At 68.2% G+C, this 14,696-nt stretch carries 14 protein-coding genes and 1 pseudogene; 4 read left to right on the top strand and 11 right to left on the bottom strand.

Features of this window, described 5'->3' with window-relative positions; all coding sequences use genetic code 11:
• Positions 1 to 317 precede the first annotated feature (317 nt).
• The gene (locus V2S85_RS21075) at positions 318 to 1,040 is read left to right on the top strand and encodes an IclR family transcriptional regulator (RefSeq protein WP_330704778.1); all 723 of its coding nucleotides are present in this window, start codon (positions 318 to 320) and stop codon (positions 1,038 to 1,040) included.
• A gap of 4 nt (positions 1,041 to 1,044) precedes the next feature.
• Here the strand turns inward: V2S85_RS21075 and V2S85_RS21080 are convergent, their stop codons facing one another.
• From V2S85_RS21080 to V2S85_RS21105, 6 genes and pseudogenes are all read right to left on the bottom strand, one after another.
• A complete protein-coding gene (locus V2S85_RS21080) occupies positions 1,045 to 1,329 on the bottom strand; it encodes an alpha/beta hydrolase family protein (protein WP_330704779.1) in 285 nt (94 codons plus the stop codon).
• A 17-nt stretch (positions 1,330 to 1,346) separates the two neighbouring features.
• Positions 1,347 to 2,125 (bottom strand): annotated as a pseudogene (locus V2S85_RS21085) (DNA polymerase ligase N-terminal domain-containing protein); the annotation flags it as partial.
• A gap of 346 nt (positions 2,126 to 2,471) precedes the next feature.
• On the bottom strand, positions 2,472 to 3,083 hold the full coding sequence (locus tag V2S85_RS21090; protein ID WP_330704780.1) for an Isoquinoline 1-oxidoreductase subunit: 612 nt from the start codon (positions 3,081 to 3,083) through the stop codon (positions 2,472 to 2,474).
• Complete coding sequence (locus tag V2S85_RS21095) at positions 3,083 to 5,242, bottom strand: xanthine dehydrogenase family protein molybdopterin-binding subunit (protein ID WP_330704781.1); 2,160 nt, start codon at positions 5,240 to 5,242, stop codon at positions 3,083 to 3,085. Before V2S85_RS21095 ends, V2S85_RS21090 begins: the two co-directional genes overlap by 1 nt.
• Entirely contained in the window at positions 5,239 to 5,721 is a 483-nt protein-coding gene (locus V2S85_RS21100) for a (2Fe-2S)-binding protein (RefSeq protein ID WP_330704782.1), read from the bottom strand. Before V2S85_RS21100 ends, V2S85_RS21095 begins: the two co-directional genes overlap by 4 nt.
• 64 nt (positions 5,722 to 5,785) lie before the next feature.
• Positions 5,786 to 6,550, bottom strand: coding sequence for an alpha/beta hydrolase (locus V2S85_RS21105; protein ID WP_330704783.1), 765 nt, complete (start codon positions 6,548 to 6,550; stop codon positions 5,786 to 5,788).
• A 261-nt stretch (positions 6,551 to 6,811) separates the two neighbouring features.
• Here V2S85_RS21105 and V2S85_RS21110 point away from each other — a divergent pair, with 261 nt between their 5' ends.
• On the top strand, positions 6,812 to 7,471 hold the full coding sequence (locus tag V2S85_RS21110; RefSeq protein WP_330704784.1) for a hypothetical protein: 660 nt from the start codon (positions 6,812 to 6,814) through the stop codon (positions 7,469 to 7,471).
• Positions 7,472 to 7,559: 88 nt separating this feature from the next.
• Here the strand turns inward: V2S85_RS21110 and V2S85_RS21115 are convergent, their stop codons facing one another.
• A complete protein-coding gene (locus V2S85_RS21115) occupies positions 7,560 to 7,922 on the bottom strand; it encodes a hypothetical protein (protein ID WP_330704785.1) in 363 nt (120 codons plus the stop codon).
• 23 nt (positions 7,923 to 7,945) lie between these two features.
• Positions 7,946 to 9,121, bottom strand: coding sequence for a class I SAM-dependent methyltransferase (locus V2S85_RS21120; RefSeq protein ID WP_330704786.1), 1,176 nt, complete (start codon positions 9,119 to 9,121; stop codon positions 7,946 to 7,948).
• A 272-nt stretch (positions 9,122 to 9,393) separates the two neighbouring features.
• Between V2S85_RS21120 and V2S85_RS21125 the strand changes: the two genes are divergently transcribed.
• Positions 9,394 to 9,900, top strand: a complete 507-nt coding sequence (locus V2S85_RS21125) for an ASCH domain-containing protein (RefSeq protein ID WP_330704787.1) — start codon at positions 9,394 to 9,396, stop codon at positions 9,898 to 9,900.
• Positions 9,901 to 9,981: 81 nt separating this feature from the next.
• Positions 9,982 to 11,190, top strand: a complete 1,209-nt coding sequence (locus tag V2S85_RS21130; protein ID WP_330704788.1) for an FAD-dependent monooxygenase — start codon at positions 9,982 to 9,984, stop codon at positions 11,188 to 11,190.
• A gap of 99 nt (positions 11,191 to 11,289) precedes the next feature.
• Here the strand turns inward: V2S85_RS21130 and V2S85_RS21135 are convergent, their stop codons facing one another.
• From V2S85_RS21135 to V2S85_RS21145, 3 genes are read right to left on the bottom strand one after another with little or no spacing between them, the layout of a single operon-like run.
• Entirely contained in the window at positions 11,290 to 12,378 is a 1,089-nt protein-coding gene (locus tag V2S85_RS21135) for a tartrate dehydrogenase (protein ID WP_330704789.1), read from the bottom strand.
• Positions 12,375 to 13,133: an SDR family oxidoreductase gene (locus V2S85_RS21140; RefSeq protein WP_330704790.1), complete on the bottom strand. Its 759-nt coding sequence runs from the start codon at positions 13,131 to 13,133 to the stop codon at positions 12,375 to 12,377. The genes V2S85_RS21135 and V2S85_RS21140 overlap by 4 nt, the downstream gene beginning before the upstream one ends.
• Positions 13,134 to 13,165: 32 nt before the next feature.
• Entirely contained in the window at positions 13,166 to 14,668 is a 1,503-nt protein-coding gene (locus V2S85_RS21145) for an NAD-dependent succinate-semialdehyde dehydrogenase (RefSeq protein WP_330704791.1), read from the bottom strand.
• Between the last annotated feature and the right edge of the window lie 28 nt (positions 14,669 to 14,696).

Genomic DNA, 14,696 nt, shown 5'->3' on the forward strand with positions numbered 1-14,696 from the left:
ATCCTGGCGAAGGCCCGCATCGATGCAGGCGGCGCGGCGGACGTGCTGGGCGTCTACCGCGAAAGCCGCTGGCGCGACCGCAAGGCGCAGAAACGCAAGGCCGTGGGCCTGGGCGCCGGCATCGTCTGAACCCTCTCTCCTGTTCCGCCATGGTCGGCCTCACCCGGCCATGGCGGTCCACATTGTGTGTGATCGTTCTATCATGTATGCATCCGGCAGATCGACCGGAACGCCGGCCGAGGCTCCGCGCCGAACGATAGAGTACGATGGAACAGGCTGAACGCACCGAACCCGCAGTCAAAGGGGCCCAGACCCTGATGCGGGCACTCGACATTCTCGATGAGGTCATCGCTGGCCCGATCCGTGCAGCGGACCTCGCCCGCAAGCTCAACATCAGCAAGACCACGGCGCACCGCCTGGTTCAGGCGCTGCGTTCGCGTGATTACCTGTCGGTGACCAAGGACGGTTTCGCGCTCGGCCCCAAGCTGCTGCAACTGGGCGTCCATGCGACCGAGCAGATCGACTTCGTGCGCATCGCCCGGCCGTTCATGGAAATCCTTTCCGAACGCACCGGCTTCTGCGTCTTCGTGGCGAAGCGCGAGGGGGATTGGTCGCGCCATCTCGAACGCGTGACCGGGCGCCAGCGCCTGCGCGTGGCGACGGCACCGGGCGATCGCCGGCTGATCGCCGAGACGGGTCTCGGCAAGGCGCTGCTGCTCGACGACGACGAGGCGAGCTGGGAATGCTCCTATCGCCTGGCCTTCGGCGAGGCGGTGACGCCGGTGCGGCTGGCCGAGTTCCTGAACGAGATGCGCCGGCACGCGGCGCTGGGCTACGTCGCGCATGACAGCGAGCTGGGCGACGGCGTGCGCTCGATCGCGGCGCCGGTGCGCGGCGCGCGGGGCGAGATCTGCATCGCCATCAGCATCGCCAGCGCCGCGCATTACCTCACGGACGAGATCGCCCCGGACCTGACCCGCAGGATCGTGGAGACCGCCGGCCAGATCGGCGCGGCGGTGGGGCATAGCGGCGAGCGCTGACGCGTCAGGCGCCGTGCCTGCGGGCGAAGGCGGCCAGTAGCTCCGGCCACTGCGCGGGCGGACTGTCGGGGCCGGCGAGGCCGAAGCCGTGCCCGCCGCTCTCGAAGAGGTGGCACTGGGTGGCCACGCCCTTTTCACGAAGTGCCGCCAGCAGTGACAGGCTGTTTTCGGGCGGGACGGTCGGGTCGTCCAGCGCGTGGGCAAGGAACGTCGGCGGCGTATCGGCGCCGATGTGGTTTTGAAGTGAGAACGCATGCAGCGCCTCGGCGCTCGGCGCCGGGCCCAGCAAGTAATAGCGCGATCCTGCGCTTTTCCCGGCTTCACCGCCGCAGCCTTCTTGTCGTTCCTAAGGCCAAGGAAGCTGCCATGGCGCACGCGGCCCTCGCTGGTCAGTTCGGCGAAAGCGACTTCTGCCACCAGCTTTGGAGTGACCCAGCTCGCGCCGCGCGCCTCGGCCTTGTCGACCTCCAGCGGCGGGGTCTTGCGGGCCAGCTTCTCAAGCCGCCCCGCCATGTCGGCGAGGCCCTCGGCGTCGAAGCCGGTGCCCACCTTGCCGCTATAGACGAGCGTTTTGCCCTCATACTGCCCCAGCCGCAGCAAGGAGAACGGCCGGCCCTTTGCGCTTGACTTCGCCCATCCCACGATGACGAACTCCTGCCGCCGGGTGCACTTGATCTTGACCCATTCCTTCGCGCTCTTGCCCGCGATCGGCGCCAGGTGCCCCGGTCCCAGAGCATCACCGTGCCGCCGCCGTACTCGCCCCTGGGGATGCAGCCCTCGAATTCGCCGTAGGACAGCGGGTGATCCTCGGTGCGCACGGCAAGGCGCTTGTCGTCGGGGTTGGCGCTCGGCCCCCGGGTCACCGCCCAGGACTTGAGCACGCCATCGACTTCAAGGCGGAAATCCCAGTGCAGCCGCCGCGCCGCGTGCTTCTGCACGATGAAGGAATTGCCGCCGGTCCTGCCGGTCTTGCCCGCAGGTTCGGCGGTCTTCGCGAAGTCGCGCTTGCGGTTGTATTCGGCGAGGAGGTCGGCACCGGCGTCGCCGGTCTTGCCGCTACGCCTGCTTGCGGGCACGGCTGCCACCCGGGGACGAGGCCTTCTTCGCGGCAGGCTTGGGCGCTTCCTCGGTCAGGCCTTGGCGGTACGCGCAAGCGAGCATGGGCAGTGTCCTTCCTCACCGCACAAGCCGGAAGCGGGGCAGGTGGTTCCCGGCAAGCGCTTCGCTGGGCATCGAAACCACGTGCAGCGGACACTTTGCCGCGCAGGTCCATAGGCGATCGATGGAAGCCGTTCCGCGAGAGCCGTCTTCCCCGACCAATGGATGTTTCGGCGCGCCGGAGCAGCCGGCTTTGCCGTCGACTCCCATGTCATGCCGGTCAGTTGCGCGAATGCGCGCCGCGAATGCCGCTCTGGCGGATGCGCGTGGCGGTCAGGCGGCGGGGCAGGCGGCGCCGGTATCGATCCACGCCTGTACCAGCGCGCCGAAGGAAGCCTGCGTGCCCGGCGCCGGGCCCAGCGTGCCGCCGGGATGCCAGGCCCAGCCAACGAGGTGGTCCTGAGCCATGTGCTCGTGAATGGCGGCAAGGTCACGTTTGCCGTTTTTCGCGGGATCCTTGAGCGCCTGGCAGATTTCGCGCCGGGACTTGCCCACCCACGACATCGATGCAGGCGCCAGCTTCCAGCCGTGCGCACCGGGAATCGACGCGATCCCGCCTGCGAAGGTGGGTGTATTGTGCTCATGATGGCAGGTCTGGCACTCCAGCGCGCGCGATTGCTTGTCCATGGAGACCGCTGGCTGGTGGCGCTCGAGGTCGCGCTGCAGCGGTTCACGGGTGGCGGGATGGCAGTTGAGGCAACGCGGATGCTGGATCACCCGGGCCATCTCATCGAACATCGCGCGGGAGCGTTCGGTGCGATCGGCGATCCCGGCGAAACTGTCCGGACTGCGCAGAGCGGACGAGGGATCAGACGTGGTCGATCCCGCAATCGCGGCGCCGGTGAAGAGCAGCGCCGGGATGAGCAAGGTTCCTCGTGGCAGCATCACCGGGCGCTCCTGACCAGCGGAAAGCGTGCGACCGGTTCCATGCCCATCGCCTCCAGGGCATTGACCAGCGCGGCGGCGACCGGAACCGATGGCGGTTCTCCGACCCCGGTGGGGCGTTCGGTGCTGGGCACGATATGCACCTCGATCCGGCGCGGCATCTCCGGCATTCGCAGTATGCGGTAGTCGTGGAAATTGGATTGCTCGACCCTGCCGGTGTCGTCCAGCGTGATCTCCTGAAACAGCGCGCTGGACAGTCCGAAGCCGATTCCGCCCTCGGCCTGCGCGGTGACCGTGTCGGGGTCTATGACGATGCCGCAGTCGATCGCACAGACCACGCGTTCGATGCGGAAGTCCGAAGGGGATCCGCTGACTTCCACGATCTGCGCGACATGGCTGTCGTCGGCGCGGTGGACGGCGACGCCGCGGAACAGACCTTGCCCAGGCGGACGGTCCCAGCCCGCCTTTTCGGCGGCAAGCCGCAGCACGCCTTGCTGACGTGGTTCATGCGCCAGCAGCGACAGGCGATAGGCGACGGGATCGATCCGCGCGGCGCGGGCCAGCCGGTCGACGAAGATCTCCTTGACGAGGCCGTTGTGGTTGTTGGCGATCGCGCGGTAGGTGTGCGGCTTGATCTTCACTTCGGGATACCACCAGGCGAGGCGACTGGCGGTGCAGGCGTATTGCTCCGCGAAGTGGCCGGTTACCGCGCCGTCGCTCGGTTCCTTGGGCAGCGGTTCGCCTGCGGGCAGGGGGAAGCACGGCTGGCCGACGATCCCGTGGTCGAGACGGGTGATCGTGCCGTCAGCGGCGAGTTGCGCCGCGATGCGGTGCAGTGTCATGGGCCGGTAGCGCCCGCCCGTGATGTCGTCGTCACGGCTCCACATCAGGCGCAGCGGCCAGCGGCCTCCGGTTGCCTTCAGGGCATGGATCAGCTCGTCGAACCAGTCGGGCCCGAAGTCGGCGCGGCGTCCGAAGGAACCGCCGGCGTGCACCGTTTCCAGTTCGACTGCCTCTATCGGCAGTCCCAGGATGCGCGCCGCGCTTGCCTGGTTCGAACTTTGCGACTGGAAGCCGGAGCGCAGCGTGCATCGCCCTCCTGCGAGCTTGCCGGCGACGGACAGCGGTTCGATCGGAACATGGGCGAGGTAGGGGAAGGTAAACGTCGCTTCGGCCACATGGGCGGGGGGGGCGGTGGTCACCTCGCCCTTGCGGGTTTCTGCGGTGGGAGGCCGGCTGGCCATCTGATCGTGGAAGTCAGCCAGGATCGTGTCGGTGGAGCGGGTTTCGGCCGCGCTCTCGTCCCAGTCGGCGACGAGCGCGGCGCGGCCGCGCAAGGCGTGCCACGTCGTCTCGCCGATCACGGCGATCCCGCCGGGGATGCGTTCGATCGCGAGCACGCCGGGCAGGGCGAGCGCGGCGGCGGCATCGAAGTCGCGCAAGGTCGCGCCGAAGCGCGGTGGATGCAGAATGACCAGCGCCTTGATGCCGTCCCAGCCGGTGTCGAGGCCATAGCGGGTCTTGCCGCGTACCTTGTCGGGCAGGTCCAGCCGCGCGCGGCGCTGGCCGACGATGCGGAAGGCGGATGGATCGCGCAGCGGCGCGGCGTCCGGCACCGGAAGGCGCGCGGCGGCGGCGGCGAAGCGCCCGAGCGTAGCGCTATGGTGGTCGGACTGCACGCGGCCCGCGGCGATCGACACGGACTGCGGTGAAACGTGCCAATGCATTGCCGCTGCGGCGGTCAGCATGGCGCGCGCCGTCGCGCCGGCGGCGCGCAACTCGTCCCAGGAATTGGCGATGGAGGTCGATCCGCCGGTCGTTTGTGCGCCGTAGATCGTGTGGGCATAGTCCGGCAGCTTTGCGGGCGCGCCGACGACGCGAACCTGCGTCCATTCGGCCCCCAGTTCCTCCGCGACGATGGCGGCCAGCCCGCTCCAGATGCCCTGACCCATGTCGACGTGCTTGGCGAAGACGGTCACCGTGCCGTCTGGCGCGATCGCGAGGAAGCGCTGCGCCAGTGCCGGCGCCGGGGTTCCGGGCTCCTGCCTGGCGTGCCCATCCGTGGCGCCGAAAGCACGGGTGCCGAGCATCAGCCCGGCCGAACCTAGCACCAGAAAGCGCCGCCGAGCCAGTCGGGGGCCGTCGGAGCGCGCGTTCATGGGCGGGCTGCCCGGTGGATTGCGGCCCGGATGCGCAAGTACGTGGCGCAGCGGCACAAGTTGCCGCTCATCGCGGTATCGATCGCGTCGTCGTCGGGAGCCGCGGTGTCGGCAAGGAGTGCGGCGGCGCTCATCACCTGGCCGGGCTGGCAATAGCCGCACTGCGCGACCTGCAACGCGTCCCAGGCCTGAAACAGGCGCTGCGCGATGGGGCCTGTCAGGCCCTCGATCGTGGTAACTTCCCCGTGGACGTCGTCGATCCGGATCGAGCACGAACGCACCGCGCGGCCATCGACATGCACCGTGCACGCTCCGCATTGGCCGGCGCCGCAGCCGAACTTGGTCCCAGTCAGCCCGAGCACCTCGCGCAGCGCCCAGACCAGCGGCATTTCGCCTTCGCAGTCCATCTCAAGCCAGCGCCCGTTGATGCGGATGCGCGTCGGTCCGGACCGTAAGGAAGGAGGAGGGGCGGACGTCATTGTTGCCGGGGAAGTCTGGCGCAATCTCGCGTGGCTGGCCAGCGCCGATGATGCCCCCGCCGCATTATGACGCGGGGCAGAAGTACGTGTGGCAAAGCGCGGCGAATTCATCAGGAACTTCGTCGGCAACGAAGATTCCGGCATCGCCGAAATCGCGGAATTCGATGGAGTGCGAAAGTTCGGCCGCAGCGCGCGTCGCCTCGTAGAGCACGTCGCGGGTGCCTTGCACCGCCAGCACCGGCAGGGCGAGGGCGCCAAGGCGAGCGAGGTGATCGCCGCGCCCCACGGCATGATGCGCCGCCGCGCGCGCCGGTCCGGGCGCCAGCATGTCCGCGGTATACCGCGCAAGTCGTGTGCCGTGTGCGGTTGCGGGCAGGAACGGTGCGCAGCGCCGCCACCAGTTCGTGACCTCGGCCCCTTCGGCATCGTATGCCGGTGGCGGCTCGTTCGCGAGCCGTGCGGCATCGGCGGCCGGCAGGAAGGGCAGTCCATAGAACACCGCGCGACCGATCCGTGCGCTGTGTCGCCCCGTGGCCATCCACAAGGCCACCGATGCCCCGGTATGGTGCCCGACCAGATCATATTCGGCGAGGCCCAGCGCTTCGGCGGCGGCATCGATCGCGTCGGCATAATCCTCGAGCCGGGGCGATGCTGGCAATGCATCCGACATACCGTAACCCGGCAGGTCGAAGGCGACGCAGCGATGGCCCAGGGCCGCCAGCGGATGCATGAGCGCGTCCCACATCGCGCCGCTGGCCGGGGCCTGGTGGATCAGGATCGCCGCGCGACCTGCCCCGGCCTCGGCATAATGGACCTGGCGGCCTCCCACATCGACGTACCCTCGACGTGGCGCGGCTGTTCCGGAGGCGCTCGTCATCACGTCCGTTTCACGCAGGCGATAGGGCACGAAGTGCGGGTAGGAAGCATCTGGCGAGTGTCCCGTTCAAGGCGGAAATATCACGTTCCCGCTTATCCATGGCCCATAGTATAATTTGACTTGATAACATCAAGAGCAAAAATTATTTGTTTCTTGAATCCGCGTCCGACGCAGAGGGCGTCGGTGCGACCTCCCACGAAAGGGTACCCCGCCATGACGCTTCTGCCGATACTGCTCTTCGTCCATATCCTGCTTATGGTGTTCTGGCTGGGCACTGACGTCGGCGTCTTCGGGTCGGCCTTGCGCTACATCGACGCGGCGCGTCCCATTGCCGAGCGCAAGGCGGTGATGGACTTCGGCATCGTCATCGACCGCTTCCCGCGCGTGTGCTTCGTCGCGATGCTGCCGGTGGGGCTGCAGATATCGCAGTTGCTCGGCATCCTGCCGATCCCGGCCTGGGCGATGGTCCTGGCCTGGGCGACCAGCGCGGTGTGGACGGCGATCGTGGCGATCATCATCGGCAAGGCGGGTGCGCCTGGTGCCCGCCCGTTCCAGATGGCGGAGCGCGTGCTGCTGGTGACCGTCGGCCTGGCGCTGTGGGCCGCGGGACTGGCGGGGCTGGACGGTATGCTCGAGGTGCCCGGCTGGTACGCCGGCAAGCTGATCGCCTTCGGCTGCATCTGCTTCTTCGGGCTGGTGCTCGACCATTCGTTCGGCCCCGTCGTCAGCGCCTTCGCCGAAATCGAGGCGCAAGGCTCGACGCCTGCGCGCGAGACGGTGCTGACGCGGCGCATGTGGGTCAGCCTGCGATGGGTGCTGTCGATCTATGCCGCCGTGCTCGTCGCCGGTTTCCTGGGGGTCGTCCAGCCCTGACCGGGCGTTCTGACCGGGCGTCCTGCGACAGACACGAAAAAGCCGCCGGATCAGAGGTCCGGCGGCTTTTCCTGGCAATGCGATCCGCTCAGCGTACGGAGCGTTCGGGCGGGATGGGGTCGGCGGTCTCGCCTTCGTAGGCGGCTGCCGGCATGCCGGTGTCGATGGTGCGGAACAGGTTCTGCAGCATGGCGTGGCGCATCTCGGCCAGGGTCGCGGCCTCCTGCACGCTCGGCTGCCAGGCCGCGACCCGGGCGGCCATGGCGCCGTCCTCGGCGCCTGTCACCGATTCGATGGCAAAGACGCGCTCGCGCAGCACCCACACCTCGGCGGCCAGTTCCATCACCAGGCTGAACATCTGGTCCAGCCCGCTCTCGGAGAAGAACTCGGGCCGGCGCGCGGCCTGGCGCTTGAGTAGCGCGATCGCCTCGCTGTCGGTTCGGGACGTCATCGGTATCTCGCTCATGGTCTGGCTCATTTCCTCAGCCCGAAGCCGTAATAGCGCATGTCGTCGCGCAGCTGGCCGCAGTAGTTGTCGAAGGAAAGGTCGAGCCGGGCCTGGCGGGCGAACTCGGCGGGCTCGGTCTTGGTGTACTGCGGCACGGTGAATTCGAAGAAGTTCTCGGCCGCGAAGCCGGCGGGCCGTGCCAGTTCCAGCGCGTCGGCGTTGCGGAAGGCGCGGTAATAGGGCTCACGGTTGTAGTAGGCGTCCCAGTCCAGATAGAAGCAGTCGTAGGGCTGCATGTAGCGTGCCGGCGCCAGTTCCATCGTAATCAGCATGCCGCCGGGCTTGAGCACGCGGTAGCATTCGGCAAAGTACCGGCGGATGTCCTTGAGCGACACCTCATGAAGGAACTGGGCCGAGACGACGAGGTCCATGCTCTCGTCCTCGAATGCCATGCTTGTGGCGTCCATCTGGTGGAAATGGATGGGTACGCCCATACTTTCCGCACGGGCATGGCCGTAGCGTAGCGGCGCCGAGGCGACGTCGATCGCGTGGACCTGCGCGCCGGGGAACGTCTGCGCCCAGGGCACCGAGTTGTGCCCGACGGTACAGCCGCAATCGACGATGCGCCGGGGCGAGAATTCGGGGAAGCGTTCCGCCACGTAATGCGCGAAGCTCTGGCCGATGTCGTCGATGTGGGGGCCCAGCAGCCCGGCGCTGAAGACGGTCAGGCCGTTGTCGTAGACCGCGCCGGCCAGATAGTCGCCGCGCGATTCGTAGCCGCCCGGCATCAGGTGCACGTCGAGTTCGGTGACGTTGCGCGGCAGTTCCAGCGAGGGATCCAGCGTCAGGCTGCCCTGCGCGGTGCCGGTAATCGCGGCGGCCTTCTGCGCGATCTCGTCGATGTGGCTGGCGACTTCGGGAATGACCGAGCGCCAGCTCATCTCCTGCGCGTTGTAGCGCGCGGCGGAATAGAACTGGAAAGTGGTGTTCCCCAGCATCTCGCGGTGGATCTCGTCCTGGCTTTCGAAGGGCCGGCCCTGTCGGCGCGCGAAGGCGGGGGCGACCTGGTCGTCGTAGCGGCGGCGCATCGCCTCGGCGAGGTCGTTGAGGACATAGCGCCTGAGACCGATCACGAAGTCCTGCCGGGCGACCGAATCGCGCGCGTGATCGATTTTCAGGCCGTGCTGCAAAGGCTCTGGCATGCTCGTCTCCATCTGGAGGTGGTGGGGCGGCGGGCCGAAACTGCGCGCCTGCGCGGGCGGGCGGGGCTTTCCGTGCGCGGAAGTGGCCTTTGCGCCCGACCGGCAACAGGTGCCGCCACCTGCACGACGCAGCGCGTGCAACCTGGCGCGACCGTCATCCGAAGGGATATGCCCGGCGTCGTGCTTGCGCAACATTTTTTTGTTTATTTTGCATCTAATTCAATTTAGATCAAGTTTTCACGACACGAGTTCAAGCAGGAAGGGAAGCGCCGATGTATCTGCCCGATGGGTGCGCGCGTCCGCGGCCCGAAGCGCTCGCGGCATTTTGGCAGGAGGCCTTGGCGGCGCTGCCCGCCGGTACGCTCGCCGAGCGGTACACGGTGCGATGGATCGGCACCTACCGCGAGGGCACCAGCGATGTGCTCGACCTCATCCTGGCAGGCGACAAGACGGGTACGTTCACGTTGCCCTGGATCGTCGAGCACACCGACCAGCCCGAAGCGCGGCCCGGCGATTGCATCGTGCTCATCGATTATGATGGCATCCCTTCGATGATCGTGCGGATCGATGCGATCGACACCGCCCGGTGGGGCGCCCTGACCGAGGCGCATACCGCGGTCGATGGTACCCCGGTGCGCGATCTGCGGACGTGGATCCCGCTTCACACAACATATTGGGACGGCATGCTCGCGCCTTTCGGCCTCGCGGTCACGGATGGCATGCCGATCTGGATAGAGCGGTTCACGCCGTTGTTTTCGCGGTGGCCCAGGCAGGGCTGACCGCGCCTCAAACCGAACTTCGACAGGTGCGCCTCACGCCCGCGAACCGCGGCGCGGCGCACCAGGGGTCAAGGAGATTGAATGTCCGAGCGTATCATCATCGTGGGTGCTGGCCTGGGGGGACTGAGTGCGGCGCTGGCCGTCCGGCAGGCGGGGCACGACGTCCTCGTCATCGAGCGCGCCTCGCATTTCTCCGACTCGGCGGGCGCGGGGATCACGATCACCGCGCCGGGCATGGCGGCCATGGACGCGCTCGGGCTCAGGCGGCAGATCCACGCCGCCAGCGCGCCCGCGCCCTCGACCCCGCTGATCCACTATGCCACCGGCGAGATGTTCTACAACCGCGCGGTGCCCAACCTCGAGGATGGCGAGCAGGAAGGGCCCCATCGCTTCATCCCGCGCGTCACCCATCGCGCGGACCTGCACGCGCTTCTCAATGATGCGTGCCTGGATGCGGGTGTGGACATCCTGACCGATGCGTCCGTTATCGGTTACGAGCAGGATCGCGGCGGCGTGACCGCGCTGCTTGCCGATGGCCGCCGCCTCGACGGGGACGTGCTCATCGGTGCCGACGGGCTGCGCTCGAAAGTGCGCGCGCAGATGATCGGCGATGCCGAGCCCAACCATACCGGTGCGGTCGCCTGGCGCGCGCTGGTCCCGGTCGAACTGGTCGAGGATCTGCTGGGCGGCATGGACATCGCCATCCATTTCGGCCCGACCGCGCATTTCATGCGCTATCTGGTGCGCAACCGCACGATGCTCAACTGCGTCGGCCTGGTACGTACCGACGCGCAGGCGCGCGACGGCTGGGCGACCCCCTCGACGGTGGAGGAACTGACCGGCGAACTCGCAGGCTGGCATCACGGGCTGATCGACATCATCGAGCGCATCCCCGAAGGCATGTTGTTCAAGTGGCCGCTGCTCGATCGCGATCCGCTGGACAACTGGGTGGACGGGCGCGTCGCGCTTCTCGGCGACGCCGCGCATGCCATGCTGCCTTATTACGGGATCGGCGCGACGATCGCGATGGAGGACGGCGTCGTGCTCGGCCGCGCCATGGCGCTGGAGCCCGACCCGCTGCTTGCGCTCCAGACCTACCAGCGCTCGCGGCTCTTGCGGGCCAATTCGGCGCTGCTGGCATCGCGCCGGCTCGGCGAGATCTACATGGGCGGCAGCGCGCTCGACGTGATTACGCAGCCGGCCCTGATGGACTGGAACATCTACGCCTACGATCCCGGCACGGTGCCGCTGGTGCAGGCGGGTTCGCACGCGGAGACCGGCGAGGTCTGACCGTCCCCGCACCTCTCGGACGGCGCGCGACAGGGCCGGCGATCCTTCATCGGGATCGCCGGCCCTGCTGTTCGTGTCCTGGGTGGGTCGGCGGGCCCGTCAGCCGGCGGCGATCGATGCCGTGATCGCCGCGCCCAGATCGCGGGTGGTGGCGCTGCCGCCAAGGTCCGGGGTCAGCGGCGCGTCCGCGGCGCCAAGCACCGCCTCGATCCCGGCGAGCACCGCTGCCCCGGCCGCCTTCTCGCCGAGGTGATCGAGCATCATCGCCCCCGACCAGATCATGCCAACCGGATTGGCGATGCCCCTGCCGGCGATGTCCGGGGCCGAGCCGTGGACCGGCTCGAACATCGAGGGGTGGCGCCTGTCGGGGTTGATGTTGGCCGAGGGGGCGACAGCGATGGTCCCGGTGACCCCGGGGCCAAGGTCGGACAGGATGTCGCCGAACAAGTTGGAGCCGACCACCACGTCGAAACGTTCCGGGCTCATCACGAAGCGCGCGGCGAGGATGTCGATGTGGTACTGGTCGGTCGCGATCTCGGGATAGTCGGCGCCAACGGCAGCGAAGCGCTCGTCCCAGAACGGCATCGAATGCCAGATGCCGTTGGACTTGGTCGCCGAGGTGACGTGGGGGCGGCCGATGGCGCGGGCGAAGTCGAAGGCGTAGCGCAGGATCCGGTCCGTCCCGCGCCGGGTGAACACCGCCTCCTGCACCACGTATTCGTCCTCGGTCCCCTCTTCGAACCGGCCGCCGCGCTGCGAATACTCGCCCTCCGAATTCTCGCGCACGACCCAGAAGTCGATGCCGCCGGCCAGTTCTGCGCGCAGCGGCGGGGTGATGCCGGGCAGCAGGCGCACCGGGCGCAGGTTGACGTACTGCTCGAAGGCCCGGCGGATCGGGATCAGCAGGCCCCACAGCGACACATGGTCGGGCACGCCTGGATAGCCCACGGCGCCCAGATAGATCGCGTCATGGTCCGCAAGCTGCTCCAGGCCGTCCTGCGGCATCATCCGCCCGGTCGCGTGCCAGGTCTCGCAGCTCCAGTCGAAATGCGTGAACTCCAGCGCGAAGCCGAAGCGGCGCGCGGCCGCCTCCAGCGCGGCGATTCCTTCGGGCATGACCTCGCGGCCGATGCCGTCGCCGGCGATGACCGCGATGCGATGGCGACGAGCCGCCGCAGGCGCGGTCATACGCAGCGTCCGCCGTCAACTTCCAGGCAGGCCCCGGTGATGAGGTCGCTCTCGTCCGAAGCGAGGAAGGTGACGGCATTGGCGATGTCGCGCGGCTGGCTCATGCGGCCGAGGGGGATCGTCGAGACGATGCGTGCGCGCACTTCCGCGCTGTCCTCTCCGGGCAGCAGGTCGGCCAGCATGCCCGTTTCGCCCATCACCGGATTGACGATGTTGACGCGGATGCCCTCGGGCGCGAGTTCCGCGGCCATCGAGCGCGAGGTGATGATCGCGGCGCCCTTGGAGCCGTTGTACCAGGTAAGGCCGGGGCGGGGCCGCACCCCGGCGGTCGAGCAGATGTTGACGAAGCAGCCGCCCCCGGCCTTGCGCATGAGCGGCACGAAATGCCGGGCGGACAGGTAGATGCTCTTGACGTTCACCGCGAAGACGCGGTCGTACATCGCCTCGTCGATCTCCAGCATCGGGCGGTTCTTGTGGGTGATGCCCGCATTGTTGACCACCACGTCCACTCCGCCGAAGGCATCGAGTGCAGCCTGCGCCACTTTGCCCATGTCCGCGTCGCTGGTCACGTCGGCCGTCACGCCGATGGCCTTGCCCCCGGCAGCGGCGATGCGCTGCGATACCGCCTCGACCGCCTCGGCGCGCATGTCGACCGCCACCACGCTGGCTCCGAAGCGTGCGAAGCGTTCCGCGATCCCCTCGCCGAAGCCGCCGCCCGCGCCCGTCACCACGACGGTCTGTCCCGTGAAGTCCATGATTTATCCTCTGTTTTCTGGATTGGTGAGGCTCAGGCGAGGCCGCCCATGCACAAGTACTTGGTCTCGAGGTAGTCCTCGATGCCGTAATGCGACCCTTCGCGGCCGAGGCCCGATTGCTTGATGCCGCCGAACGGTGCCACCTCGGTCGAAAGCAGGCCCTCGTTGATCCCTACCATGCCGTATTCCAGCGCGGCCGAAACGCGCCATGCGCGGGCGAGGTCGCGGGTGTAGAGGTAGGAGGCGAGGCCGAATTCGGTGTCGTTGGCGCGGGCGATCACTTCGGCCTCGTCGGTGAATCGGATCAGCGGGGCGACCGGGCCGAAGGTCTCCTCGACGAGGAGCTGCGAGCCGGGCGCGATGTCGGTGATGACGGTGGGTTCGTAGAAATTGCCGCCCAGGGCATGACGCCGCCCGCCGAGTGCGACCCGGCCACCCCGGGCGAGCGCATCGGCGACGTGTTCCTCCACCTTGGCAACGGCGGCGGCGTCGATCAGCGGGCCGAAGGCGACGTCGGGGGCGAGCCCGTCGCCCACTGGCATCTCGCGGATCGCGGCGATCAGGCGGGCGGTGAATGCCTCGTAGATCGCGTCGTGGACGTAGATCCGGTTGGCGCAGACGCAGGTCTGTCCGGCATTGCGGAACTTGGAGGCGATCACGCCATCGACCGCGCGGTCCAGATCGGCATCGTCGAAGATCAGGAACGGGGCGTTGCCGCCAAGCTCCATCGAGCATTTCTTGATCGTCGAGGCCGCCTGCTCGAGCAGTACCCGGCCCACTTCGGTCGAGCCGGTGAAGCTGATCTTGCGGACCACCGGACTCCTGGTCAGCACTTCGCCGATCATCCGCGCAGAGCCGGTGACGACGTTGAGCACGCCTGCCGGAATGCCCGCGCGCTCCGCCAGCCTGACCAGGGCGAGGGCGGAAAGCGGGGTCGCGGAGGCCGGCTTGACGATCACGGTGCACCCGGCGGCAAGCGCCGCGCCGGCCTTGCGGGTAATCATCGCATTGGGAAAATTCCAGGGCGTGATCGCGGCGACGACGCCGACCGGCTCCTTGGTCACCACCAGTTGCTGGCCGGGGCGGTTCGAAGGGATGACGTCGCCGTACGTGCGGCGCGCTTCCTCCGCGAACCATTCGAGGAAGGCAGAGCCATAGGCGATCTCGCCCATGGCCTCGGACAGCGGCTTGCCCTGTTCGAGTGTGAGCAAGCGGGCGAGATCGGCCTGGGCCGCCATGCACAAGTCGAACCAGCGGCGCAGCAGGGTCGCGCGTTCGCGCGCGGTCTTCGCCCGCCAGCCGGGTAGCGCGGCCTCGGCGGCCGCGATCGCGGCTTCGACTTGTCCGCGCGGCAGGTCCGGCACGTGGGCGATGAGGCGTCCGTCTGCTGGCGAGGTGACCGCGATGGCGGCTCCCGCGGTGGCTTCCACCCAATCGCCCCCGATGCATGCGGCCTCGCGCAGCAGGTCGGGATCGGCAAGGCCCAGCGCGGCGCCGCCGGGCGACTTGGCGCGGGTGTCAGGTTCGGTCAGCATGGCAATCCTTCTGGAAGTGCGGCCCCTG

The sequence above is a fragment of the Novosphingobium resinovorum genome (assembly GCF_036352595.1).
Lineage (GTDB): Bacteria > Pseudomonadota > Alphaproteobacteria > Sphingomonadales > Sphingomonadaceae > Novosphingobium > Novosphingobium resinovorum_B.

What these genes read in the sequence shown, in the direction of transcription:
- V2S85_RS21075 (WP_330704778.1), top strand. Translation starts at nt 318, where the DNA reads ATGCGGGCACTCGACATTCTCGATGAGGTCATCGCTGGCCCGATCCGT.
- V2S85_RS21090 (WP_330704780.1), bottom strand. Translation starts at nt 3,083, where the DNA reads ATGCTGCCACGAGGAACCTTGCTCATCCCGGCGCTGCTCTTCACCGGC.
- V2S85_RS21095 (WP_330704781.1), bottom strand. Translation starts at nt 5,242, where the DNA reads ATGAACGCGCGCTCCGACGGCCCCCGACTGGCTCGGCGGCGCTTTCTG.
- V2S85_RS21100 (WP_330704782.1), bottom strand. Translation starts at nt 5,721, where the DNA reads ATGACGTCCGCCCCTCCTCCTTCCTTACGGTCCGGACCGACGCGCATC.
- V2S85_RS21110 (WP_330704784.1), top strand. Translation starts at nt 6,812, where the DNA reads ATGACGCTTCTGCCGATACTGCTCTTCGTCCATATCCTGCTTATGGTG.
- V2S85_RS21115 (WP_330704785.1), bottom strand. Translation starts at nt 7,922, where the DNA reads ATGACGTCCCGAACCGACAGCGAGGCGATCGCGCTACTCAAGCGCCAG.
- V2S85_RS21120 (WP_330704786.1), bottom strand. Translation starts at nt 9,121, where the DNA reads ATGCCAGAGCCTTTGCAGCACGGCCTGAAAATCGATCACGCGCGCGAT.
- V2S85_RS21125 (WP_330704787.1), top strand. Translation starts at nt 9,394, where the DNA reads ATGTATCTGCCCGATGGGTGCGCGCGTCCGCGGCCCGAAGCGCTCGCG.
- V2S85_RS21130 (WP_330704788.1), top strand. Translation starts at nt 9,982, where the DNA reads ATGTCCGAGCGTATCATCATCGTGGGTGCTGGCCTGGGGGGACTGAGT.
- V2S85_RS21135 (WP_330704789.1), bottom strand. Translation starts at nt 12,378, where the DNA reads ATGACCGCGCCTGCGGCGGCTCGTCGCCATCGCATCGCGGTCATCGCC.
- V2S85_RS21140 (WP_330704790.1), bottom strand. Translation starts at nt 13,133, where the DNA reads ATGGACTTCACGGGACAGACCGTCGTGGTGACGGGCGCGGGCGGCGGC.
- V2S85_RS21145 (WP_330704791.1), bottom strand. Translation starts at nt 14,668, where the DNA reads ATGCTGACCGAACCTGACACCCGCGCCAAGTCGCCCGGCGGCGCCGCG.